The organism is Nocardia sp. NPDC003183 (assembly GCF_053590715.1).
Map to the genome: position 1 here is coordinate 53,050 of NZ_JBSFTG010000012.1, position 21,429 is coordinate 74,478.

19 protein-coding genes and 1 tRNA gene are annotated in these 21,429 nt (G+C 66.5%); 8 read left to right on the forward strand and 12 right to left on the reverse strand.

All coding sequences use genetic code 11. The features are described 5' to 3' along the window. Window positions 1–188: 188 nt before the first annotated feature. The 4 genes from ettA to ACWDXS_RS26750 form a co-directional block, all read right to left on the reverse strand. The gene (ettA, locus tag ACWDXS_RS26735) at window positions 189–1,865 is read right to left on the reverse strand and encodes an energy-dependent translational throttle protein EttA (RefSeq protein WP_378995554.1); all 1,677 of its coding nucleotides are present in this window, start codon (window positions 1,863–1,865) and stop codon (window positions 189–191) included. A gap of 69 nt (window positions 1,866–1,934) precedes the next feature. Further along, window positions 1,935–2,501 carry a single-stranded DNA-binding protein gene (locus ACWDXS_RS26740; protein ID WP_378995551.1) on the reverse strand — a complete coding sequence of 189 codons (567 nt, stop codon included), beginning with the start codon at window positions 2,499–2,501 and terminating at the stop codon, window positions 1,935–1,937. Between the two features lie 127 nt (window positions 2,502–2,628). Then, on the reverse strand, window positions 2,629–3,606 hold the full coding sequence (locus ACWDXS_RS26745; RefSeq protein ID WP_449969710.1) for a serine/threonine dehydratase: 978 nt from the start codon (window positions 3,604–3,606) through the stop codon (window positions 2,629–2,631). Continuing rightward, window positions 3,603–5,651 (reverse strand): cytochrome c oxidase assembly protein, encoded by a 2,049-nt coding sequence (locus ACWDXS_RS26750; protein WP_378995547.1) that lies wholly within the window; start codon window positions 5,649–5,651, stop codon window positions 3,603–3,605. Before ACWDXS_RS26750 ends, ACWDXS_RS26745 begins: the two co-directional genes overlap by 4 nt. Window positions 5,652–5,787: 136 nt before the next feature. Here ACWDXS_RS26750 and ACWDXS_RS26755 point away from each other — a divergent pair. After that, window positions 5,788–5,861 (forward strand) — tRNA-Arg (locus tag ACWDXS_RS26755). A gap of 403 nt (window positions 5,862–6,264) precedes the next feature. Here the strand turns inward: ACWDXS_RS26755 and ACWDXS_RS26760 are convergent. The 4 genes from ACWDXS_RS26760 to ACWDXS_RS26775 form a co-directional block, all read right to left on the reverse strand. Next, window positions 6,265–7,020: an SDR family NAD(P)-dependent oxidoreductase gene (locus ACWDXS_RS26760; protein WP_449969713.1), complete on the reverse strand. Its 756-nt coding sequence runs from the start codon at window positions 7,018–7,020 to the stop codon at window positions 6,265–6,267. A gap of 8 nt (window positions 7,021–7,028) precedes the next feature. Then, window positions 7,029–7,757, reverse strand: coding sequence for a MerR family transcriptional regulator (locus tag ACWDXS_RS26765; protein ID WP_449969716.1), 729 nt, complete (start codon window positions 7,755–7,757; stop codon window positions 7,029–7,031). Window positions 7,758–7,926: 169 nt separating this feature from the next. Next, window positions 7,927–9,459 carry an alpha/beta hydrolase gene (locus tag ACWDXS_RS26770; RefSeq protein ID WP_449969719.1) on the reverse strand — a complete coding sequence of 511 codons (1,533 nt, stop codon included), beginning with the start codon at window positions 9,457–9,459 and terminating at the stop codon, window positions 7,927–7,929. A gap of 38 nt (window positions 9,460–9,497) precedes the next feature. Then, the gene (locus ACWDXS_RS26775) at window positions 9,498–10,202 is read right to left on the reverse strand and encodes a hypothetical protein (RefSeq protein WP_449969722.1); all 705 of its coding nucleotides are present in this window, start codon (window positions 10,200–10,202) and stop codon (window positions 9,498–9,500) included. A gap of 103 nt (window positions 10,203–10,305) precedes the next feature. On the opposite strand from ACWDXS_RS26775, the gene ACWDXS_RS26780 reads away from it, so the two are divergent. Beyond that, window positions 10,306–10,953 carry a TetR/AcrR family transcriptional regulator gene (locus ACWDXS_RS26780; protein ID WP_449969725.1) on the forward strand — a complete coding sequence of 216 codons (648 nt, stop codon included), beginning with the start codon at window positions 10,306–10,308 and terminating at the stop codon, window positions 10,951–10,953. Here the strand turns inward: ACWDXS_RS26780 and ACWDXS_RS26785 are convergent. Further along, window positions 10,942–13,686, reverse strand: coding sequence for an AAA family ATPase (locus tag ACWDXS_RS26785; RefSeq protein ID WP_449969727.1), 2,745 nt, complete (start codon window positions 13,684–13,686; stop codon window positions 10,942–10,944). The genes ACWDXS_RS26780 and ACWDXS_RS26785 overlap by 12 nt on opposite strands. A 228-nt stretch (window positions 13,687–13,914) precedes the next feature. Here ACWDXS_RS26785 and ACWDXS_RS26790 point away from each other — a divergent pair, with 228 nt between their 5' ends. Beyond that, on the forward strand, window positions 13,915–14,322 hold the full coding sequence (locus tag ACWDXS_RS26790) for a RidA family protein (protein ID WP_378995532.1): 408 nt from the start codon (window positions 13,915–13,917) through the stop codon (window positions 14,320–14,322). Window positions 14,323–14,404: 82 nt separating this feature from the next. On the opposite strand, the gene ACWDXS_RS26795 is transcribed toward ACWDXS_RS26790, so the two are convergent. Beyond that, window positions 14,405–15,013 (reverse strand): helix-turn-helix domain-containing protein, encoded by a 609-nt coding sequence (locus ACWDXS_RS26795; protein ID WP_378995530.1) that lies wholly within the window; start codon window positions 15,011–15,013, stop codon window positions 14,405–14,407. Between the two features lie 108 nt (window positions 15,014–15,121). Between ACWDXS_RS26795 and ACWDXS_RS26800 the strand changes: the two genes are divergently transcribed. Then, entirely contained in the window at window positions 15,122–15,940 is an 819-nt protein-coding gene (locus ACWDXS_RS26800) for an MBL fold metallo-hydrolase (RefSeq protein WP_387445210.1), read from the forward strand. 118 nt (window positions 15,941–16,058) lie between these two features. Here the strand turns inward: ACWDXS_RS26800 and ACWDXS_RS26805 are convergent, their stop codons facing one another. Together ACWDXS_RS26805 and ACWDXS_RS26810 are read right to left on the reverse strand one after the other, a co-directional pair. Continuing rightward, window positions 16,059–17,030: an antibiotic biosynthesis monooxygenase gene (locus tag ACWDXS_RS26805; protein ID WP_387445211.1), complete on the reverse strand. Its 972-nt coding sequence runs from the start codon at window positions 17,028–17,030 to the stop codon at window positions 16,059–16,061. A 1-nt stretch (window position 17,031) separates the two neighbouring features. Continuing rightward, complete coding sequence (locus tag ACWDXS_RS26810; protein ID WP_378995523.1) at window positions 17,032–17,598, reverse strand: nucleoside deaminase; 567 nt, start codon at window positions 17,596–17,598, stop codon at window positions 17,032–17,034. Window positions 17,599–17,934: 336 nt separating this feature from the next. Here ACWDXS_RS26810 and ACWDXS_RS26815 point away from each other — a divergent pair, with 336 nt between their 5' ends. From ACWDXS_RS26815 to ACWDXS_RS26830, 4 genes are all read left to right on the forward strand, one after another. Then, window positions 17,935–18,468 carry an OmpA family protein gene (locus ACWDXS_RS26815; protein ID WP_378995521.1) on the forward strand — a complete coding sequence of 178 codons (534 nt, stop codon included), beginning with the start codon at window positions 17,935–17,937 and terminating at the stop codon, window positions 18,466–18,468. Window positions 18,469–18,743: 275 nt separating this feature from the next. Then, window positions 18,744–19,607 carry an ABC transporter permease gene (locus ACWDXS_RS26820; RefSeq protein ID WP_378995519.1) on the forward strand — a complete coding sequence of 288 codons (864 nt, stop codon included), beginning with the start codon at window positions 18,744–18,746 and terminating at the stop codon, window positions 19,605–19,607. Further along, window positions 19,600–20,433: an ABC transporter permease gene (locus ACWDXS_RS26825; protein WP_266298325.1), complete on the forward strand. Its 834-nt coding sequence runs from the start codon at window positions 19,600–19,602 to the stop codon at window positions 20,431–20,433. Before ACWDXS_RS26820 ends, ACWDXS_RS26825 begins: the two co-directional genes overlap by 8 nt. A gap of 2 nt (window positions 20,434–20,435) precedes the next feature. Next, window positions 20,436–21,428 carry an ABC transporter ATP-binding protein gene (locus ACWDXS_RS26830; protein ID WP_378995517.1) on the forward strand — a complete coding sequence of 331 codons (993 nt, stop codon included), beginning with the start codon at window positions 20,436–20,438 and terminating at the stop codon, window positions 21,426–21,428. Window position 21,429: the final 1 nt, after the last annotated feature.

The window sequence follows — 21,429 nt, forward strand, 5'->3', positions numbered from 1 at the left end:
CGCAGGTGACGCATTTTCGAGACTAGCTCCGGGTACTCGAACACGCTGAGGGAATTCGGGCTTGCCGCGCCGGTAACTTGAAGAATGCTGGGTGAACGCCAGGAAGCACCGATCGGCACAACGCCGACGGCCCGGCGGAGCGACCGTTCACAGATCGTTCCACCGGGCCGTCGTGCGGGCCGCGCGTATCAGTCGCGCGTCAGCTTGCGGTGCGTAACACGGTGCGGGCGAGCGGCTTCGGCGCCCAGACGCTCGATCTTGTTCGCCTCGTACGCCTCGAAGTTGCCCTCGAACCAGTACCACTTGGCGTCATTGTCGCTGTCGCCCTCCCACGCCAGGATGTGGGTGCAGGTGCGATCGAGGAACCACCGGTCGTGGGAGATCACGACGGCACAGCCGGGGAACTGATCGAGCGCGTTCTCGAGCGAACTGAGGGTTTCGACGTCGAGGTCGTTGGTCGGTTCGTCGAGCAGGATCAGGTTGCCACCCTCCTTGAGGGTCAGCGCCAGGTTCAGGCGGTTGCGCTCACCACCGGAGAGCACACCCGCGGGCTTCTGCTGGTCCGGCCCCTTGAAGCCGAACGCGCTGACGTAGGCGCGCGAGGGCATCTCCTGGTTGCCGACCTGGATGAAGTCCAGACCTTCGGAGACGACCTGCCAGACGTTCTTCTTCGGGTCGATGCCGCCGCGGTTCTGGTCGACATAGCTCAGCTTGACCGTCTCGCCGACCTTCACCTCACCGCTGTCGGGTGATTCGAGACCGACGATGGTCTTGAACAACGTCGTCTTACCGACACCGTTGGGTCCGATGACGCCGACGATACCGTTGCGCGGCAGCGTGAAGGACAGATCCTTGATGAGCTGACGATCGCCGAAGCCCTTGTCCAGGTTCGACACGTTGACCACGATGTCGCCCAGTCGCGGACCCGCGGGGATCTGGATCTCCTCGAAGTCCAACTTGCGGTGCTTCTCGGCCTCGGCCGCCATCTCCTCGTAACGGCCGAGGCGAGCCTTGTTCTTGGCCTGGCGGGCCTTGGCGCCGGACCGCACCCAGGCCAGTTCGTCCTTGAGGCGCTTCTGCAGCTTCTGGTCCTTCTTGCCCTGGACCTCGAGACGCTGTGCCTTCTTCTCCAGGTAGGTGGAGTAGTTGCCCTCGTAGGGGTAGGCACGCCCGCGGTCGAGCTCGAGGATCCACTCGGCGACATTGTCGAGGAAGTACCGGTCGTGGGTGACGGCCAGCACGGCGCCCGGGTAGTCGGCGAGGTGCTTCTCGAGCCAGAGCACACTCTCGGCGTCGAGGTGGTTGGTCGGTTCGTCGAGCAGCAGCAGATCGGGCTTGCTCAGCAGCAACTTGCACAGCGCGACGCGGCGGCGCTCACCACCGGAGAGGTTGGTGACCGGCTCGTCCGGCGGCGGGCAGCGCAGCGCATCCATGGCCTGCTCGAGCTGGGAGTCGACATCCCAGGCGTCGGCGTGGTCGAGGAACTCCTGGAGCTTGCCCATTTCGTCCATGAGCTCGTCGGAGTAGTCGGTGGCCATCAGTTCAGCGATCTCGTTGAACCGATCCAGCTTGACCTTGACCTCGCCGAGGCCCTCCTCCACGTTGCCGCGGACGGTCTTCTCCTCGTTGAGCGGCGGTTCCTGCTGCAGGATGCCGACCGTGGCGCCCGAGCCGAGGAACGCCTCACCGTTGTTCGGCCGGTCCAGTCCCGCCATGATCTTCAGCACGCTGGATTTACCCGCGCCGTTGGGACCCACCACACCGATCTTGGCGCCGGGAAGGAAGTTCAAGTACACGTCGTCGAGGATGACTTTGTCGCCGTGTGCTTTGCGAACCTTGATCATCTGATAAATGAACTCAGCCATACGCGGAAGCCTATCGGTGGGAGAAACGGGGACGGGATACGGAAGGGTCGAGTGCCGCGGAAACGACCCTCATGCGTCAACCTGCTCGGCACCGTTGGTGCTCGACACCACGTCCGGCGATCGCGCGGGGACAGGATCCGCCACGGTCGTACAGGCTACGGCAACGGCCTCGGTCGACGCATACCCGGTGGCAGCGTCGTCGGCCTTCGGTAGGGCAGCGCCGCGGGCATCGGAAATATTCCGCACCGCGGCATGCGGCAATGATCGCAGGCCCTCGGACCGGCGAACAACGCTCGCGTGGCAGCGCGCCAGATCGGGCCCGACCGCCACCGCGCGCATCTCGAGGTCCCGCCGCTCGGTTCCGTCCTTGCCGCGGTACTCGTGCGAGCGGAGTTGCCCGTAGGCGATCACCGGGTCGCCGCGATGCAACGATCGATCCACCCCTGCCACCAGCCTGCGCCAGCACGAGACCGTGAGATACAACGTCCCGTTGTCGGTCCACTCCCCCGTTTTGACGTCGAATCGCCGCGAATTACTCGCCATCCGGAACGTGAGCATCTGCTCACCGTTGCTGAGATCGCGCCGCACCGGATGGGTGATGACGGTCCCGATCACCGTCGCGTGTGCCTCGTACATCGTGCTCGCCCCCCGCTCGAATCCACCGTTTTCGCTCTGACCACCCAAGAATGACCTGGCGAACGGGAGTGTGGGGCGCGCGCAGTCGATCTGTGGATGAATCGGGCAGTTGTGGACAACGTCGGTGTCAGAGCACGGGAAGCTCGGTGTTCGCTCCGCACAGCACCACGATCGGCCGTACGCCGGGCTCGGGTGTGTACACACCGCTCTGCACGGCGGCCAGCGCGGCGGCACCTTCGAGCTCGACCACCACGCGGAACTCCCGCCAGAGGTATTCGCGGGCGGCGGCGACCGCGTCGTCGGCCACCGCGATCGCGGGCATCTGGTGCCGCTGGGCGATGTCGAAGGCGATGTCGCCGACCCTGGTCGCGCACAGCAGCTCGGTGGCGCACGAGGCCACGTCGATATCGACCGGCGTGCCCGCCGCGAGTGCCGCCGAGAGCACGGGTATGTGCTCGGATTCGATGCCGACGATCTCCCTGCGCTTGCCCAGTGCCGCCCCGAGGCCCGCGATCAGCCCGCCGCCGCCGACCGCGGCCAGCACCGGCGGCCTGCCGCGCACCTGTTCTTCCAGCTCGAGCCCGATGACGCCGGCGCCCGCCACCACGGCGGGCATGTCGTAGGCATGCAGATGGTCGGCCCCGCGCTCGGCGGCCAGGGTGAGCGCCCGGCGTTGCGCCTCGGCGTACGTCGTTCCGTGCCAGAGCACTTCGGCGCCGTGCGCCCACATCGCGGCCACCTTGGTGTGCGGCGCGGATTCCGGCACGACAACCGTGCATTCCTTGCCGAGCTGTGCCGCGGCCAGCGCCACCGCGATGCCCGCGTTGCCCGCCGAGGCGACAACCACGTGATCGGCGCCGCTGCCTGCCGACAACAGGGCGTTGAGCGCGCCACGCACCGTGAATGTGCCGCCGTGCTGCAGGAATTCCATTTTCAGTGACACCGGCACCGGCCCGTTCGGCCCGTCCACACTCGTGTGGAACACCGGTGTCTTGCGTACCCGCCCGGTCAGCCGCCGCCGCGCCGCCCGCACATCGGTGCGCAGCACCCGCTCCGGTTCGGCCCGCTCGGTCGATTCGCTCGACGGCACACCGAATCCGCTCACCGGCGGACCTCGCCGTCACGCCGCGCCAGCTCGGCGTACATCGCGTTGTAGGCGGTCAGGTCGGCGTCGTTGTCGCGATCGGCGGCCCGGTCGGTGCGCTTGGCCAGCTTGGTGTCGCTGCGTGACCACTGGATCAGCAGGGCGAGCATCACCACCACCAGCGGCACCTCACCGCTGGCCCAGGCGAAACTGCCGCCGTTACGCTGGTCGGCGAGCAGGTCGATGTTCCAGCCGAGGTCGAGGGTGCGATAGAACCAGTCGCCCAGCACGGTGGTCATGCTCATCAGCGCGATGCCGAAGAACGCGTGGAACGGCAGCGTGCCGAACACCATCGCGAGCTTGGTCAGCGGCGCGACCTCGCGCGGCTTGGGATCGATGCCGATCACCACCCAGTAGAACAAGTAGCCGCTGAGCAGGAAGTGCGTGTTCATCATCAGATGGGCGGCGTGCGAGTCGACGTAGGTGTCGAAGATTCCGCCCAGATACAGCGCGTAGAACCCGGCGACGAAGATCAGCGACGCCACCACCGGCTGGGTGAGGAACCGCGAGACCGGGTTGTGCACGGCCGCCAGAATCCACTCGCGCGGCCCCGGCACACCACCGCGGCCCGCGGGCGGGAGCGCGCGCAATGCCAGGGTCACCGCGCCGCCGAGGGCGAGCAGGATCGGCGCCAGCATCGACAACGCCATGTGCGCGCCCATGTGCACGCTGAACATCGCCGGCGCGTAACGACCGACCCCCGACGACGTGGCCAGCAACAACACCAGGCAGCCACTGCACCAGGCGATGGTCCGCCCGATCGGCCAGGCATCGCCGCGCTTGCGCAGCCGGTGGACGCCGAGCAGATAGAGCGCGGCGAGCACGATCGCCAGGGTTCCGAAGATCAGGTCGAAGCGCCAGTCGAACAGCAGGCGACTCACCGTCGGCGGGCCCGCGAGGGTGTAGCCCAGCTCCACTTCGACCGGCGTCGGCACCGTGGTCGGCGGCGGTGGCGGGGTGCGGCCGAGGCCGACTGCCAGGCCGATGGTCGCCGCGAAGATCAGCATCTCCACGCCGGCGAAACGGATGAGCGCGCCGCGGTCGCGCGAGTCGGCGGCCAGTGCGGGCAGCGCGGCCCGGCGCTGCAGGTAGCCGATGGCGCCCAGCACCAGCAGCGCGGCCGCTTTCGCGAGCACCAGCCTGCCGTACGTCGTGGTGAACAGGTCCGAAACGGGCACCCGCACCCAGGCATTCACGACGCCGCTGAGGCCGATCACCACGATCGAGATGGTCGCGGCCACCGAGAACCGGCGGGCGGCGATATCGGTGTTCGCGCCGCCACGCATCGCGTGCGCCAGCACCGCGATCAGCCCGCCGACCCAGACCGAGGCCGACACCATGTGCAGGATCAGGGAGTTGGTCGCCACGTCGTGGGAGCCACCGGAGGACGAGTGCCCGGTCAGCGCCAGCGGCATCATGGTCACCAACGCGCCTGCCAGCAGCACCGGCGTCCAGCCCCAGCGCAACGCGCACCGGCAGCCGATCGCCACGATCAGCGCGAACAACACTGTTGTCCGCCAGGCGCCCGCGACCTCGACCTGCGTGATCACCGGCCACAGCACTTCGGGTCGCCAGATGGCACTCACCGGCTGACCGGTCGTATCCGACACGGTCAACGGCACCAGCAGCGCCGCGCTCGCGGCCCACACCAGCGCGGCGTCGGAGGCGCGGCGCACCGCCCGATAACCGCCGACCTCGAGCAGCCCGCCGTCGCGCGGGGGCAGCAGGAACGCCGCGAACAACAGGGAGCCGACGGTCATCGCGGCGGCCAGATCGGCCACCGCGCGCAACGCGGGCAATCCATATGTTGTCAACGCCCCCGGATCGGGTATACCGAGCAAACTGAGCGCATGCGCCGCCGACAACCCGACCACCATGGCCGCGACAACCGCGGCGATACACCCGGCCACAACGCTGAGTACACCGAACGGCGCCGCCGGACCCGTATCCGCCGACGGTCCGCCGTCGACGGCGGGTCCAGCGGTGGGGTCCTGCGATAACGACATGACAACGAGGGTAGTTCGACGTGCCCAGCGACGCCCCGAGGGGGCGCTCACCCGAGCCTGCGCTCGACGATCCGGTCGGTCGCTATACTTTTCGAGCTGGACAGCGTGGCCGACTTCGGCCAAGGTTGATGCGACTGCCTCCGTAGCTCAGTTGGATAGAGCAAGGGCCTTCTAATCCCTAGGTCGCAGGTTCGATTCCTGCCGGGGGCGCAACCCTCCACCTGCGTTTCCGCAGGTGGAGGGCTTGTTTTAGCGTCGCAGGTTCGATCCACTCGGGAACCGTAACGTCGTTCGACCCACACTTTCACCGCAAATGCGTAGGTTAACCACTTCCTGGCACGAGCCGTCAGCAGACAAGAACCCGCGTCGACACGGGCGTCAGCGCGGCTCTATATCGCCACGGTCCTGCAGCCGGCTCAACAGCGCGGCCACCGTCCTGGCCTGCGCTGCAGCGATACGTTCACCTTCCGCACCACCGACGTACCGACCATCGAAGGACGCCGTGATCCCCGCCATACACCACGACGTCGAGAACTTCTTCGACCTCGGAAACGCGGGCACTACGCCAGTTGCTTGCGGTAAAAGGTAGGGAGAGTGCGTTATTGGAGCGGCATCAGACCTGATTCATTCCACCGTCTATGTAGAAGTTCGCGCCGTAGACGAAGCTGCTCAGGGGCGATGCCAAGAACGTGACGGCGGCAGCGACATCCTCCGGTTCGCCGACCCGCTGAGCGGGCAATCCCGACGCGATGGCCGCTTTCATCTCCTCGGCGCGCTCACCGAAGACATCGTCCCACAGCGGGGTATTCACCGGCCCGGGCGAGACGACGTTCACCCGGATGCCTCGACCACTCAGTTCGTTGGCCCAGGTGCGAGCGTACGCTCGCACAGCGGCTTTCGACGCCCCGTACGCACCGAAGGATGGCGCCCCGCTCTCAGCCGAAGTGGAGGCCGCGAGGATGACTGCGGCCCCCTCGTTGAGTAATGGCAGGGACTTCTTCACGGTCAGGAAGGTCCCCTTCACGTTGATGTCGAAGATTCTGTCGTGGTCTTCCTCAGTGAGGTCCTCGAGAGAGGCGAGGTGGTTGATTCCCGCGTTCGCGAACAGGATGTCCAGGCCCTGCCCGCGCTGACTCACCTGCTCATAAAGGCGATCCACGTCGGCTGAGACGCTGACGTCGCCGACCACTGCCGTCGCGTGGCCGATCTCGGCGGCGGCTTTCTCGAGCTCGTCTTTGCGTCGCCCGGTGATGAAGACGTGCGCGCCCTCAGAGGCGAGCTGCTTCGCCGTCGCAAGTCCGATACCCATACTGCCGCCCGTGACGACAGCCGTCTTATTTTTGAAATACCCCATGTGGTCTGTAACCATCTTCCGATTTATGTACCGGTTGGCACTAGGAACTCTTCAGCGATCTCGAACTGGCGACAGGAAAGTCGACGTGCACGCTGTGACGTCGATGCTCGCGCGATCACCTCGTGCTGCGCAGGGTTGTAGAGCTCGCGCCGGGCCTCAGTGAGCGCGCCGCCGACGGCCCCTGAGCCGTCGACAGCTCGCCAGTTCGCGTCCGACTCTGTAATCCAGTCCGCAATTCGTTGCCGCGCGACCTGGTCCGCATCGTCGGGTAAAGCACCGAAGGCCTTACGCAGCGGGGCTGACTCTTTCGAGATCATCGGCAACAGGTCGGGAAGCGCATCTCGCGCGGCGAGACTCGCATAGATCTGGAGGAATGATCGGTCGGGGCCGGAGAGCCCGCTCGCGACTGCTTCGAAGCCGCGCGGAGTGTCGAGTGGAGCATGTTCTCGAGCGATCGCAGCCACCTCGTCACGTACCCGCACAAGACGGTCGATACCTGCTCGCAGCTCCTCATCGAGCTCGCGCAATGCGTCGGAGCAAGTGACGTCTATCTCCGCAATCTGCGCGAGCGGTAAACCGATCTCGACCAGCCGGCGTGTACGCACCAACGAAATCAGGTGCCTTACGCGATATTGCTTATACCCGTTGTAGCGGCGTTCTGGTTCTTCCAGAAGTCCCACGTGGTGATAGTGCCGAATGGTGTTCACAGTCGTCCCCGTGAGGTCGGCCAGCTCGCGAGTACTCCATGTCACTGTGTCCTCCTCATGCGAATTGCGGCGCATACATGCGGTGACAAGTGCGGTTTCGATGCCATCCAGTCTTCGCGTGTGCTCACCCCCACCGTCTCAGAGTCACGACTCGATTCGCGTCGGTGACTATTACGTAAGTCCTCCGCGCCTGACCGTGTGCCGGCGTGGAGCGTCACAGGCTGCAGCGTGCGTCGGCGGGCGGGGTTTCGAGGTCGAGGAGATACGCGTCCACCACGTCGTCGACGCACTCGCTACCGCCGAGGAGGTAGGCGCCGTGCTGCTTGCCGTCGACGGTGAGCAGGCTTGCCCCGAGGGCTTGCGCCATCGCGATGCCGCCCTCGTGTGGCGTCGCGGGATCACCGGTGGTCGACACGACGAGTGTCGTGGGGAGGCCTTCGGCATCGGCGAGCCAGGGCTCCGCACGCGTGGGCGGTGCGGGCCACGCCTCGCACTCGCTGTGGTAGTTCCCCGCGGTGAAGACGTCGAGGTCGAACATCGGCGCGACCTGCCCGATCTCGCGTGCGAGCGCTGTGTGCTCCGCGGGCGCCAAGCGAGGCCAGTCCATGCAACGAACGGCGATGCTGGTGTCGAGGTCCGGGAAGCCGGCGCGCAGGGCGAGCGCTTCGTCGGCGCGCCCGGCCTCGAGCGCTGTCAGGGCGGAGATGACTTCGGGCCATTTCGCCTCCGCGTACAGGCCGCCGCTGATGCCGAGGTAGACGTCCCAGACGTTGGCAGCTCGGCCGCCGGCCGTCGGCGCCTGCGTCTCGATGAGAGGCCGCACGATCTCGTGCAGGCGATCGTTGGCGGCTGCGGGATCGGTGCCGAGTACACAGTCGGGTGATTCGGCGCAGAGCGCGGCGAGGTCGTCGAACCGGGCCTGCAGGCCTTTGAATTGGGACAGGCGGAATCGGCTCGCCGTCAGGTCGGGCGCGACGGCTCCGTCGAGGACGATCGCGCGGACCTTCTCGGGGTAGGTCGTGACGTACATGGCGCCGAGCTCGGAGCCGTAGCTGTAGCCGAGGTAGGTCAGCTGGTCGTCACCGAGCACCGCTCGCATGATGTCCATATCGCGCACAACGTTCGTCGACCCGGCGTTCACCAGGTTCGCGACGCCGCCGGAGCCGTCGGTGCAGCGCTGTGCGAGTTCGACTGCCTGCTCGGCGCTCGTGATGTCGTACACGGTGCCGAATCGCGGCCCGTCGCCGGCGTCGTATTCCTCGTCGGTGTAGCAGTCCAGGGCCGGGGTCGACGATCCGGTCCCGCGAGGGTCGAAGCCGACGATGTCGAAGCGCTCGTCGACGGGGCTCGCCTGCCACAGCGGCACGGTCGACGCGACGAGGCCGGTGCCGGAGCCGCCCGGGCCGCCCGGGTTGATCAGCAGCGAGCCCTCGGCCTCGCCCGTGGCGGGCAGGCGCAGGAGCGCGACCCGCGCCCTCGCACCCGCTGGCCTGTCGTAGTCGAGCGGCACCTCCACCGAGGCGCATTCGAGCGCGGGGTTCGCGAACAGCTCGGCGTCCGCCGCGCTCGTCGCGGTGCCCGCGCACCCGCCCCAGTCGAGCTCTTGCCCGAGGTAGGCGCCGAGGTCCGCATCGGCGCCGGAGCCCGGTGCAGCAGGCGTACAGCCGGCGAGTAGGAGCGTGGCGGCCGCGGCGAGCCCGGTCGTGAGGCGCCGGGATCGATTCGGGAGTCGAAGACGTGATCGCATGCGTTTCCTTTGTCGTGTCCAGGGCTGGATCTGGAACATCAGCTCCCGATCCCGTCGGTCTCGGCATCCAGGAGCCGGTGATGGCGGAAGGTGAGCGCTCGTTCGATTCCCGCGAGGCCCGCGCTGATGGCGAGAGCCGTGTTCGCCCATACCGGCAAGTCGACGGGCGAGACGAACGGGCTGCAGCGATCAGCCCAGAACCGCAGGTGGGTGACCAGCTCGAGCAGCTGTGGCGCGACGAGAATCAGATCGACCATCAGCACGATGACGGCGCAGGCGGCCAGCGTGCGCCCAACCCCCGGGTGTCGCCGGGAGAGCTGGGCGCGCCAGCGCTCGGGTGTCCCCGGCGCTGGATCGAGGCGTCGCTCGCTGCCGTCCGCACCGATCAGGTGGATCCGCCGCATGCCGTATCTGCTCGCGGCTACGACGATGGCTTCCGAGCCGAGCGGGAACCGGACCGGCATGTCGGAGGTCCGCACGTGCCGGTCGTCCCGATAGAGCGACGCTCGCCCCGACAGGTGATCGACATCGACCGTCGCCGTCGACGCATCGGGAAGGCCGACCGCGAATCGTGTGCGCTGCAGCGAGAGGGAGCGGCGGAACGGCGGCAACGATGCTCCCGGCTCCGGAGCCGGCGTCGACCACGCTCCCGCGTCGCCGTCGAACCCGTCGCAGCCGTCGATCCGGCCGTCGTTTCGAGAGCCCTGCCGCGCACCGTCCCAGGGGTCGCGCCAGTCGCTCACGTCGGGTGCCGTCCGAGGTCGGGACCATCGCAGCAGGATTTTTCTAGCATGACCATGCCAGAAAAATTAGCATGTACATGCTAAAAGCGCTACAGTCAGGTTCGTGCCCAAGAGAGTTGACCCGGATGTCCGCCGGGAGCAGATCGCCGACGCCGTGATCGACGAGATCGCCGAGCACGGGCTCCGCTCGGTGACCCTCGCCCGGATCGCCGCACGCACCGGCTTGGCCATCGGGAGCATCCGGTACTACTTCGGCGACACCGTCCGCGAGGTCATGCGCTTCACCTTGGGCGTCCTCATGCAGCGCGCCGTGGATCGCGCCGCGACGATGTCCGACGACCCGGCAACACGGATCGTGGACGTCATCGCCTTCGCCGCACCCACCAGCGAGCAGGAACGCAAGGAGAACATCGCCATGGTCGAATACCGCGTCATGGCGCGCACGGACCCCGAGCTCGCGGCCGACGTCGCTGCGACCTCTCTCGCGGGCGCGGAGGTGATCCGCTCGCTGATGCGTGAGGCGCTGGCCGACCGTGCGATCGATGAGGAAGCGCTGCACCGCGAGGCGCTGCTGCTGTTCGCCCTGATCGAGGGCTTCTCGTTCAGTTCGGCGCTGTTCTCCGCCCCGTTGCGCGAAACGGACATCCGTGCCGTGGTGACGGCGACCATGCTCCGTCTGCGCGGCGCCTATCCACCTTCCGAACAAGCCGTCCGGGAACGGGCCGCTCCGCAGGCCCCCTCAGGGGTTTAGCAGGTCGCGGAGCTGTTTGCGGGAGCTGATGCCGAGTTTGCGGTAGATGTTGCGCAGGTGCGCATCGATAGTGCGGGGACTCAGGAACAGCTGGGTAGCCACCTCCCTGGAGGTTGACCCCGTCGCGACGAGGCGAGCCACCAGCTGCTCGTGAGCGGTGAGTTCGGTGCCGGGTTCGGTTGAGCGATTGCGCGGATGCTGTCCAGTGGCGCGCAATTCCCGTGCAGCGCGCGCGGCGAACGCGTCGGCGCGCATGTCTGTGAGCATCTCGTGTGCGGTGCGAAGCTGTTCACGAGCCGACTGTCGACGTCCTTCTCGTCGCAACCATTCGCCGTAGACGAGGTGGGTCCGCGCGAGATGACCTTTCATTCTGCTGTTCTGAAGGTGGCGGATCGCCTCTTGGTAACAGGTCTCAGCGGTGGGATCAGTGGTGACGAGGGCACGCGAACGGGCGGCGAGCCCGAGCGCCCAGGCAGTGCCGCTGGCGGCAGCTCGCGTGGAGAGCTCGTCCGCCGCAGCGCTTGCCCCATCCGGGTCGTTCGCCCGAACCGACGCCTCGACCAGCTCGGGAAGGGTGAGACTGCTGTTCACGAGCTCGCCCATCTCGTTCGACCGCGCAGCAGCGTCGCGCGCAGCCCCATACTGGCCAAGACCGTTGAGAAGCACCGCGAGCGCGTAGTGTGCGGTCGCCGCTTCGGAGAGCCTTTCACCTGCGTTCGCGACACTGGCCTTGAACAACCTTCGCGTGTCGAGTTCGTGCCCGCCCCACGCGGCGACGTAGAGCTGTCCGTACAGCAGCGGTACGGCATCTGTCGCCGTGGTGATCGCAGCTTCCTCAGCCGCGACTTCCGCGGCGCGGGAGAGGTCGCCTGTCAGAACCAATGCCGAGGACAACGCGACGAGGGACAGTGGAAGCGTCGTCAGCGCGCCCGCCTCGCGTGCGAGCCGTACGTTCCTGTCGGCGAGCGTGATGCCGATGTCATCGTCGAAGAAAGCCGCCGCGGTTCGGGTCGCCAGCCATAACCACCGTCGGCTGCCCATCTCACCCGTCGCCTCCCCATCGAAGCCATGGTCGCGGAACGCTTCCATCGCGCGTCGAACAGGAGGGGCGCCCGCTGCGTACCCGATCGCGAATGTCGCCACCAACGCGTCGAGAAGCAGATCCGGCGGGCTCGGTTCACCCCGGGGTGGCGGCGCCGATCGCGCCACGCCGGCAACCTCGGCCACGCTGGAGGCGTCGACGACCAGGGCTGCGTCGATGGCGTGCAGGTAGGTTTCGCGCGCCAGTGCCGGGTCGAGAACCGTCAGGTTCCTGGCGGCTTCGAGCAACATCGCAGGAACGTCGTTGCTCTGGGTCAGATGAAAGGTGATTCGCGCTCGAAGTAGATCGACCCGGGCGCGCTGGAGCTCATCGAGCGGGCCCAGTTCGGCGACCGTGAGCAGTTCCTCGGCGGCCGCCGATGCTCCCGCGTCGTGTTTGGCGTGCGCAGCCGCCAGCGCTCGCCGTGCACGTACCGCGGGTTCAGGGGTGAGTTCCGTGGCGCGCTGAAGGAATGCCGCCGCCGCTGCGACGCCACCGCGGGCGCGTGTCCGTTCGGCGGATCGCTCGAGTTCGGCCGCTGCGTCCTCACTGGCCCCTACGACCCCGGATGCGTGGTGCCAGGCTCGGCGATCAGGATCGGTGTGGGGATCAGTCGCTGCGGCGAGTGCGCGGTGAGCGCGGCGACGAGTCTCCGGCGTAGCGGACCGGTACACAGCCGAGCGCACCAAGGGGTGACGAAACCGCACTCTGGTATCGACTTCTATCAGCCCGGTCTCCTGGGCAGGTTCGACGGCCGCCGGCGTTATCCCCAACTCTTCGGCTGCTCGCCACAGCAGCACCGCATCCCCGGTCGCGTCCGCTGCGGCGAGCAGAAGCAAGAGCTGGGCGTCTTCGGACAGCCCTGCCGAGCGACGCCGGAATCCCTCTTCGATCCGACGAGGAACGTTGAGCGCGCCGGGCGATTCGAAACCTCCCGCGAGTTCAGTCAGACGAGCGCGGCGCGGGAACTCCAGGAGCGCCAACGGGTTACCTCTCGCTTCTGCGAGGATCCGATCGCGCACTTTCTCGTCCACGGGAGCGTGTGCCCCCCGCATGAGCAGCGAGCGCGAGTCGGCATCCCGCAGGCCCTCCAGGCGCAACTCCACCGCATCGGCGGTCACGGGGTGGGGGCCGTCGGTCTCGAGCTCGCGTGAGGCGAACATCATCGCCACCCGCTCGTGTGCGATCCGCCGGCTCACGAACGCGAGGACCTGCGCCGACGCCGGGTCGAGCCACTGCGCGTCGTCGATGAGGCACAGCAGGGGCGCAGCTTCGGCAGCGTCGGTCAGGAGGTTCAATGTCGCCAGGCCGACCAGGAACATATCGGGCGCAGGCCCACTGCGACTGCCGAAAGCCACATCGATAGCGACGCGCTGAGACTCGGGAAGCCGTTTCCCTTCGTCGAGCAGCGGCGCGCACAGTTGGTGCAGGGCGGCAAAAGCGAAGAGCGCCTCGGACTCCACACCGACGCAGCCCACCACGCGGAAGACCGGGCTGCCGGCTTCTCGGGCATAGTCCAAGAGCGCCGTCTTGCCGATCCCGGGTTGCCCGCGCAGGATGATCGTCCCGCTGTTACCCACGCGCGCGGCCTCGAGCAGCTTTTCGACCGCCTCGCGTTCCGCGCGACGGCCCAGCAGCGTCGTCAGCTTCATAGGCGTCCGATCCGCAAGTATGTCCTGCACCGCAGGGTACACAACACCCCGCGTGGTTCATGACGCACGAGAGTGGGCCCGCTGCCACCCCGGTCGAGCCTGCACGGGTGCGCGGACGTGGACATCTTGACTGTGTGGTGACCACACGGTGTTGGCTCGCTGGCAGGACTCGATCGCCGTGGACGTGGCATCGAGTGCGCTCGCGACCGAAGACGAAGGAGATCCACGATGACCGCGCACCTCAGCCACCCCGACGGCCTGCTCCAACAGAAGGACTACGCGCCCGTCGCCACGACCACCGGGTCCCGGCTGCTGCTGCTGGCCGGACAGCTGGCCGTGACGCCTCTCGGTGAAACGACGGCGACCGACCTCGCATCGCAGGTCCATGACGCCCTTCGCAACGTCGCGACAGCGGTGAGGGGCGCGGGGGGCGATGTCACCGACATCGCCCGATTGACCTTCTACGTCGCCGGCTGGACCACCGACATGGCCGACGAACTGTGGGAAGGCACTTCACGCGCCCAGGAATCCGACGGCTTCAGTGCGCCGCTGCCTCCTGTCACCGTCATCGGCGTACAAACCCTGTGGAGGCCCGACCTCCTCGTGGAGATCGAAGCCACTGCCGTCCTGGACTGATCCATCAGGATGGCCACGGTCGGCAAACGCCGACCATGGCCATCGGCCGCCGACCTCGTCCGGGCCCGCGAGCTGCGGCCGTTCAGGTTCTGCGCGAGATGACCATGATGTATTCACAGGGCGCGTCCGTTCGGTTGGCGAAGCCGTGGTCCGCGTCGGCCTGGAAGAACAGGGAGTCGCCTGTATTCAGGATTTCGATGATCCCGCCGATCGCGACGGTGAGGGTGCCTTCGAGTACCACGAGTTGCTTCTCCGTACCCGCCGGATACGCGGGCAGCAACCCGGTAGAGACCTGTGCGGGCAGGTAATGGACAACCATCTCGCCGCCTCCCGCCCCCGGGGCCGCCGACACCATGTGCCGTTCGAAGCCGGTTTCCGGGTCACGGAAAACGGGGCGATCGTTCTTGCGCAGGACAACGGCCACACCGGACGCGGCCGCAGCTGCTCCACCGACCAGGTCCGAGAGCGACGCGTCGAGCGCGTGGGCGATCCTGGACGCGACACCAATTGTCGGGCTCTTCTCACCGCGTTCGACCTTGGACAGCATCGCCCGGCTGACCGACGACTGTGTGGACAGCTGTTCCAGCGTCAGGCCCGCTTCCTCACGGCGTCGCCGTACGTTACGGCCGAACGCGCCTGCCAGGTCATCACGATCCTGTGATTCGGCCACGTTTGCGTCTTGCTCGACCACCGTGCTCCTCGATCGATGGATACCTCGCTGCAGTGTAGACTTTCTCCTAAAGAAGATTTAGTCTTCCATCGGAGAGGCGCGATACGCGCCCAACACGATGGAGGCTCCATGCGTTTGATCTCGAGTGGCCGGCACCATGCCACGTTCGAATTCGGCGGTCTGCAGGTGATCTCGTTGCGAGACGGGTACATCGACATGCCACCGACACGGCTCCGCGGCGAGGACGGGCGCCCGCTCCCCGCGCTGCCGACCGCCGTGCCGCTGGCCGGCGACAACTTGCGGCTGTCGGTCAACGCCTTCTTCGTCACCGACGGCACGCGGTCGGTTCTCATCGACACCGGCGCGTCCGACGTCTGGCACGACCCCACCATGGGATTGATCTACGACGCACTCGACGAAGCGGGAATCGACCGGGCGCAGGTCACCGATGTCGCCATCACCCACAACCACGAAGACCACGTGAGCGGCCTGATCACGCCGGACGGTTCGGAGGCGTTCCCCGAACTCGAGCGGGTGTGGATCGGCGCGGGCGACACCTCGGTGTTCACGGGGCGGCTCGAGCCGATCCGCGACCGGGTCGTACCCGTGTCCGAGAAAGTCACGATCAACGACTGGGTCACCGCGATTCCGACACCGGGCCACACACCCGGTCACACCGTCTACGACGTCAGCAGCGCCACCGGCCACCTTCTCGTCTGGGGTGACACCGTCCACGTCCCCACGCTCCAATTCGATCAGCCGAACGTGACCTGGGAGTTCGACGGCAACCAGTCCCAGGCCCGCGCCGCGCGAGCGGCCCTGCTCGAACAGCTGACTCAACCGGACCACTTCGTGGCAGGCGCCCACCTCGACTCACCCGGCATCGCCCGCGTAACCCCCTCCGGCGATGGTTACGCGCTGGAATATCTCGCACCACCGATCGGCTGATCGAGCCTGTCGGCGCGGGGCCACGCTCGTCATGGCGGCCCAGGAGGCCGAACTCGCCTGCCAGCCGAGACGAACCGGGAACAGTTGGACTTCACCGGGCCTATTGACGAAATCGACGTCACGGGAGCGTCCAGAACACCCTTGTCACCAGATAGAAGAAGATCGCGGCGAGCGTCAGGAAACCCACCGAGCAGGCGAGTCCGACCAGGTCGGTGCGGGGATCGGGGCGGGGGTCCGATCGCATCCAGAATCCCAGCGCGCGGGTGACGACCGGCATCACCACCCAGGTCAGCAGGCTGACCGACAGGATGTTCCCGACCAGCAGGCTGATCCACAGCTGCGCGCCGGGCCAGATCTCGGCGATGATCACGGTGAGGATCACGACCGTCGGATACAGCCCTACCAGGACCGACAGGGCCGTCTTCCACGATGCCGGACCGCCGTCCTCGCCGGTCCGGCTCGGCGGAAACCACGACCCGTAGGGGTTGGCGATTCGGTGAACCTCGAAGTCCCTGAAGTCCGGCGCCTCTTCGAGCAACGCCTTGCGCTGGGGCGATTCGAGCCAATGGTCGAGATGTTCGGCCGAAGCGAAGGAATAGATGATCGTCCAGTCACTCTGAACACCGGGGATCGGCCGGTGCAACCCGGATCCGCGAAAACCTCGAAATGTCCGTTCGACCTCGGTCATCCGGTCCTGCCACGCGATGAATTCCGTTTCGCGGTCGGCCGCCACGGGATGCGAGACGACGACGGTCGCTACCTCTTCGGCCGGCTCGTCGACCAGCACATGCTGCGTCGACGGCCGTTCGAACAGCCCGGTTCCGCGGGCGAGAAGTTCGTCGCGCGTATCGCTGGCGAGCCAGCGCTTGAGGTTGACGATGTCGTCGAACCGATAGACGACCGACCAGTCGGACTGAGCGTCGCCCGGTGGCGTCACGTCGGCGCCGAGGAATCCGGGGAAGGTCGCCGCAGCGTCGTTCACCTCCGCCTGCCACCGCCGGAACTCGCTCTCGCGGCCGACTCGGGGCTGCTGAGTGATGACCACCGTCGCCGCGGCGGGCCGCGGCGACGGTGCCTTCGAGGCCGTCATGTCAGTACGGGTGCTTATCGGCCTTTTCGGCCCAGGTCTTGTACGCTTCGGCGCCCAGATCCCTGCGGAACTGTTCGATTTTCACGGACCGCTCGGGCAGGGGCCTGGTGAAGTCCTCGTATTGATACGCGTCGTCGAAGCCGATTTCGCTGGTGTCGGCCAGGTCGCTCGCGAAATGCACGGCGTCCAGACGTGCCCAATAGATTGCGCTCATACACATGGGACACGGTGCGCCGCTGATGAATATCTCCATCCCCATCAACATCTTCGCGCGTTCCGGGACCTTGTCGGGAGATCCTTCAGGTCGCGGGACCAATTCGAGCGTCGACTCGTTCTGATGCTCTTTGGAAATACTCGGGGCCTCGCCGTTGAGGACCTGGGTGGCCTTGCGGATGGTTTCTATTTCGGCGTGTGCGGTGGCATCACCGGTGAGCAGCACCCGATTCTGCCCGCGCGCGACGATCACCCCGTCCTTCGCGATCACCGCGCCGAACGGTCCACCCCAATCGTTGTCGACAGACTCTTTCGCCAGCCTGCATGCTTCTTCCATGAGTTCATCCGGTGTCATAGGTATTGCACCTCGAATGGTGGTTCGGACGTACTTCATAAGCCTCTGCCGCATACCGAATCTACCTCCGGCCCGATCCCCACGGAACAGCGTGCGCAATGGCGACGCATTCGTCTGGCTTTGGAAACCACTCCGTGTCCTTGGAGCAGATCGCGGCCGACAGCAACCGTGCCGAGTTCGCCATGTTCGGCCGACTCACCCTTTTCGGGTGAGCCGCACACGCCGCCGCTGTGTGACTCTCGCCATCGCGGCACTGTTCTGCGATCCAGCGAACCGGCCGAACCGCAGCTCTTCCGCACGACCCACTGTCCGGCATTCACACACAAGGAGAATCCGTTGAAACTCAGAAACAGCGTCTGTGGGATCGCCTCGATCGCGGTGGTCCTGCTGATGACCGCGGCGTGTAGCTCCGATGACGACTCCTCCGCACCGGCAGCCACCACGACCACCCAGACCACCCAGACCGACGCCATGCGCAGCAGCGTCGCTGCGACGGCATCCTCGATGATGAGCACGGTGCGCGACACCGCGGAGCAAGCGGTGCAGGACGCGATCAACACGGTCTTGGCCGCCGCACCGATCACCTTCGACGCGGGTAGTTCCGATCTCAGCACGGCTGCCGTCGCGACTCTCAAAGCGGTAGCCGTCCCGTTGCGGGGCAACGACACCGAGATCCAGATCACGACCTACGCCGAGGATTCGAATACCGCCTCGGCGAAATCCCTGGCCGAGGCGCGCGGTGACAACATCGCGGCCGCCCTCGAGAGCGACGGCATCGACAAGTCGCGCATCACGGTGAAGGCCGACGCGAACCCCTCCGACCCGGAGGTCGACGCCAACGAGGCCGCGATCACCGTGGTCGACAAATAGCGGGCTGCCGCCGACCTCCCAGACACCGCCGTGACCTGCACTGATGCCGGTCACGGCGGTGCGATGCCGGGGTGGTGCCCCCGGCCGGGTAATCTTTCGCCCCATGTGGATCATCCTTGCCATCTCCGTGGTCAGCTCGGTCGCCATCGCGATCTTGTTCGCGACGGGCTTCCCCAAGGACTGAGCATGTGCCGATAGCCCGGTGCGCGGCGGGCGTCGGCGATCCGTGCCGTTCTCGTCCTGATTCGTGGCGATCGGCCTAGAGTTGACTGATTGTGCGGGGCAATGTGGCGGGGGATGGTGGGCTTGCCTTCGCGGTGCGGCGACGTCGCAAGCCCGGGGCTTTCCGGGTGTATTGGACGCTGGCGCGGGCGGGATTCAAGCGGCAGGCCCAATACAAGCTGGCGATGTTCGCCGGGCTGTTCACCAACTGTGTGTTCGGGTTCGTTCGTGCGGCGGTGATGGTCGCGGCGGTGCGTGCCGCCGGTGATTTCGGCGGGTACGACGAGGGCACCATCGGGGCCTATGTGTGGTTGTCGCAGGCGTTACTGGGCGCCACTCAGTTCATGGGACCGCAGATCGACCTGGTCGACCGGATCAAGACCGGTGACGTCGCGATCGATTTCCTGCGTCCGATCGACGTGCAACTCGGCTACCTGGCCACCGACATGGGCCGCGCCGCCTGCACGATCCTGCCGCGCGGGGTACCGAGCATCGTCATCGGCGCCGCCACCTTCGGTTTGTCGATGCCGAGTACGCCGGTGGCCTATCTGCTCGGCCTGATCAGTGTGCTGCTCGCGGTGGCCCTGTCGTTTCTGTGCCTGTTCGCGGTGGCGCTGATCGGGTTCTGGGTGGTCGAGATCCGCGGCATCCGGGTGCTGTATCAGATCGTCGGAACGTTCCTGGCCGGGCTTTTCGTCCCGGTGCACATGTTCCCCGACTGGTTGCGTGTCGTCGCCATGTCTACGCCGTTTCCCTCCATCCTGCAGGCCCCGATCGATACGCTGTCAGGGCGCGCCGCCGGGTCGGATGCCTTGATCATCGTTGCGATACAAGGCTTCTGGGTGTTGGTGATCGGACTGCTCGGCAGGGTGTTGCTGCGGGCGGGACAACGCAGGCTGGAGGTACAGGGTGGCTGAACCGGATTCCGCGCGCGTTGTTGCCGGGACCTGGTTCACTCCCTATCTCGCAGTATTGCGTTCGCGTGTGAAAGCACAGCAGGTGTACCGCCTTTCGTTCGCCACCGAGGTGTTCAGTGCCTTCCTGATCGGGCTGGTGGAGTTCGCCGAGGTGTGGGTCATCTTCCACAACGTGAAGACCCTCGGCGGCCTCGATGTGGATGCCGCGCTGCTGCTGTTCGGGCTGTCCAACACCTCCTTCGCGCTGGCCCAGGTCGCGGTCGGGCATCTGGATTCCCTGCCCTCGATGATCAGGATGGGCACCCTCGACGCGTATCACCTTCGCCCACAACCGTTGCTGTTGCAGCTGGTGACCAGTGACATCTCGTTACGCAGACTCGCGCGAGCCGCGGTCGCGGTGATCGTGCTCGGGATCGGGCTGTGGCGCAACGATATCGACTGGGGCATCGCCCCGGTTACCTTGATCGTGATCACCCTGATCAGTGGAATCGCGCTGTTCTGTGGCCTTTTCGTATGCGCGGCCGGACTACAGTTCTTCTTGATCGACGGTGCCGAGCTCACCAACAGCTTCACCTACGGCGGTTCGTTCGCCGCGATGCAGCCGGCCTCGGTGTTCCCGACACCGCTGAAACTGTTGTTCGGGTTCGCGATTCCCGTCGCGTTCACGGCATACGTGCCGACGATCGCCCTGCTCGGTTTGCCGGGCCCACCACTGTTGCCCGCGTGGTCGGCGTGGCTGACGCCACTCGCCGCGGCGTGGGTGTGGCTGCTCGCATCGGCGGCATGGCGGATCGGTACGAGGCACTATCAGGGAGGAGGGGGATAACGATGGACGAGCACGAGCACCAGGATCCGATCATCGACATCGATGACCTCACCCGGCAATTCACCGTCTATCGCAAGAACGGCAGCCGCTGGCGCCGACATCGCGACACCATCACCGCCGTCGACCGGATGAGTTTCCGGATCGAACGCGGCTCGGCGGTCGGCTATATCGGCGCCAACGGCGCGGGCAAGTCGACGACCATCAAGATGCTCACCGGCATCCTGGTGCCGACCACCGGAACCGTGCGTACCTGCGGCCTCGAGCCGGTGCGTCAGCGTAAGGAGCTCGCCTCGCGCATCGGCGTCGTGTTCGGGCAGCGTTCGCAGCTGTGGTGGGACCTGCCGCTGCACGAATCGTTCGCGATCCTGGCCGCGATCCATCGCCTCGATCCCGATATCGCCGACAAGCGGACCCACGAACTGGTGGAACAGCTGGAAATGGCCGACACCCTCGACACCCCTGTCCGCCAGCTCTCGCTCGGTCAGCGCATGCGCGCGGAAGTTGCGGCCGCACTGTTGCATTCGCCCGAGCTGGTGATCCTGGACGAGCCGACGATCGGCCTGGATGTGCTGTCCAAACAACGATTACGGGAGTTCCTGCGCGCCGAACGGATCGAGCGCGGCACCACGCTGCTGCTCACCACCCACGATATGGGCGATATCGAACGACTCTGTGATCGGGTGCTCGTCGTCGATTACGGCAGGCTGGTGTACGACGGTTCACTGGCCGGGCTCGGCGCCACCGTCGGCGCGCGCCGGGTGCTGGTGGTCGACCTGGCTGCTCCCGCACCGGATCTCGATGATCTGCCGTGTGGGGCACAGTTGCTGTCCAGCGAGGCGGGCGGCATGCGCCAGCGCCTGGCGTTCGACGCCGAGAAGACCACTGCCGCGGCTTTACTGGCGGCGGTGTCGGACCGGGCGCAGGTGCGCGATCTGTCGATCGAGGAACCCGATATCGAGGACGTGGTCCGCCGGATCTACGAGTCGACCCGCTGAA

Bases quoted from the DNA above. Each gene is read 5' to 3' on its own strand.
- ettA (WP_378995554.1), bottom strand. From the start codon at position 1,865: ATGGCTGAGTTCATTTATCAGATGATCAAGGTTCGCAAAGCACACGGC.
- ACWDXS_RS26740 (WP_378995551.1), bottom strand. From the start codon at position 2,501: ATGTACGAGGCACACGCGACGGTGATCGGGACCGTCATCACCCATCCG.
- ACWDXS_RS26750 (WP_378995547.1), bottom strand. From the start codon at position 5,651: ATGTCGTTATCGCAGGACCCCACCGCTGGACCCGCCGTCGACGGCGGA.
- ACWDXS_RS26760 (WP_449969713.1), bottom strand. From the start codon at position 7,020: ATGGTTACAGACCACATGGGGTATTTCAAAAATAAGACGGCTGTCGTC.
- ACWDXS_RS26770 (WP_449969719.1), bottom strand. From the start codon at position 9,459: ATGCGATCACGTCTTCGACTCCCGAATCGATCCCGGCGCCTCACGACC.
- ACWDXS_RS26785 (WP_449969727.1), bottom strand. From the start codon at position 13,686: ATGAAGCTGACGACGCTGCTGGGCCGTCGCGCGGAACGCGAGGCGGTC.
- ACWDXS_RS26790 (WP_378995532.1), top strand. From the start codon at position 13,915: ATGACCGCGCACCTCAGCCACCCCGACGGCCTGCTCCAACAGAAGGAC.
- ACWDXS_RS26800 (WP_387445210.1), top strand. From the start codon at position 15,122: ATGCGTTTGATCTCGAGTGGCCGGCACCATGCCACGTTCGAATTCGGC.
- ACWDXS_RS26805 (WP_387445211.1), bottom strand. From the start codon at position 17,030: ATGACGGCCTCGAAGGCACCGTCGCCGCGGCCCGCCGCGGCGACGGTG.
- ACWDXS_RS26810 (WP_378995523.1), bottom strand. From the start codon at position 17,598: ATGACACCGGATGAACTCATGGAAGAAGCATGCAGGCTGGCGAAAGAG.
- ACWDXS_RS26830 (WP_378995517.1), top strand. From the start codon at position 20,436: ATGGACGAGCACGAGCACCAGGATCCGATCATCGACATCGATGACCTC.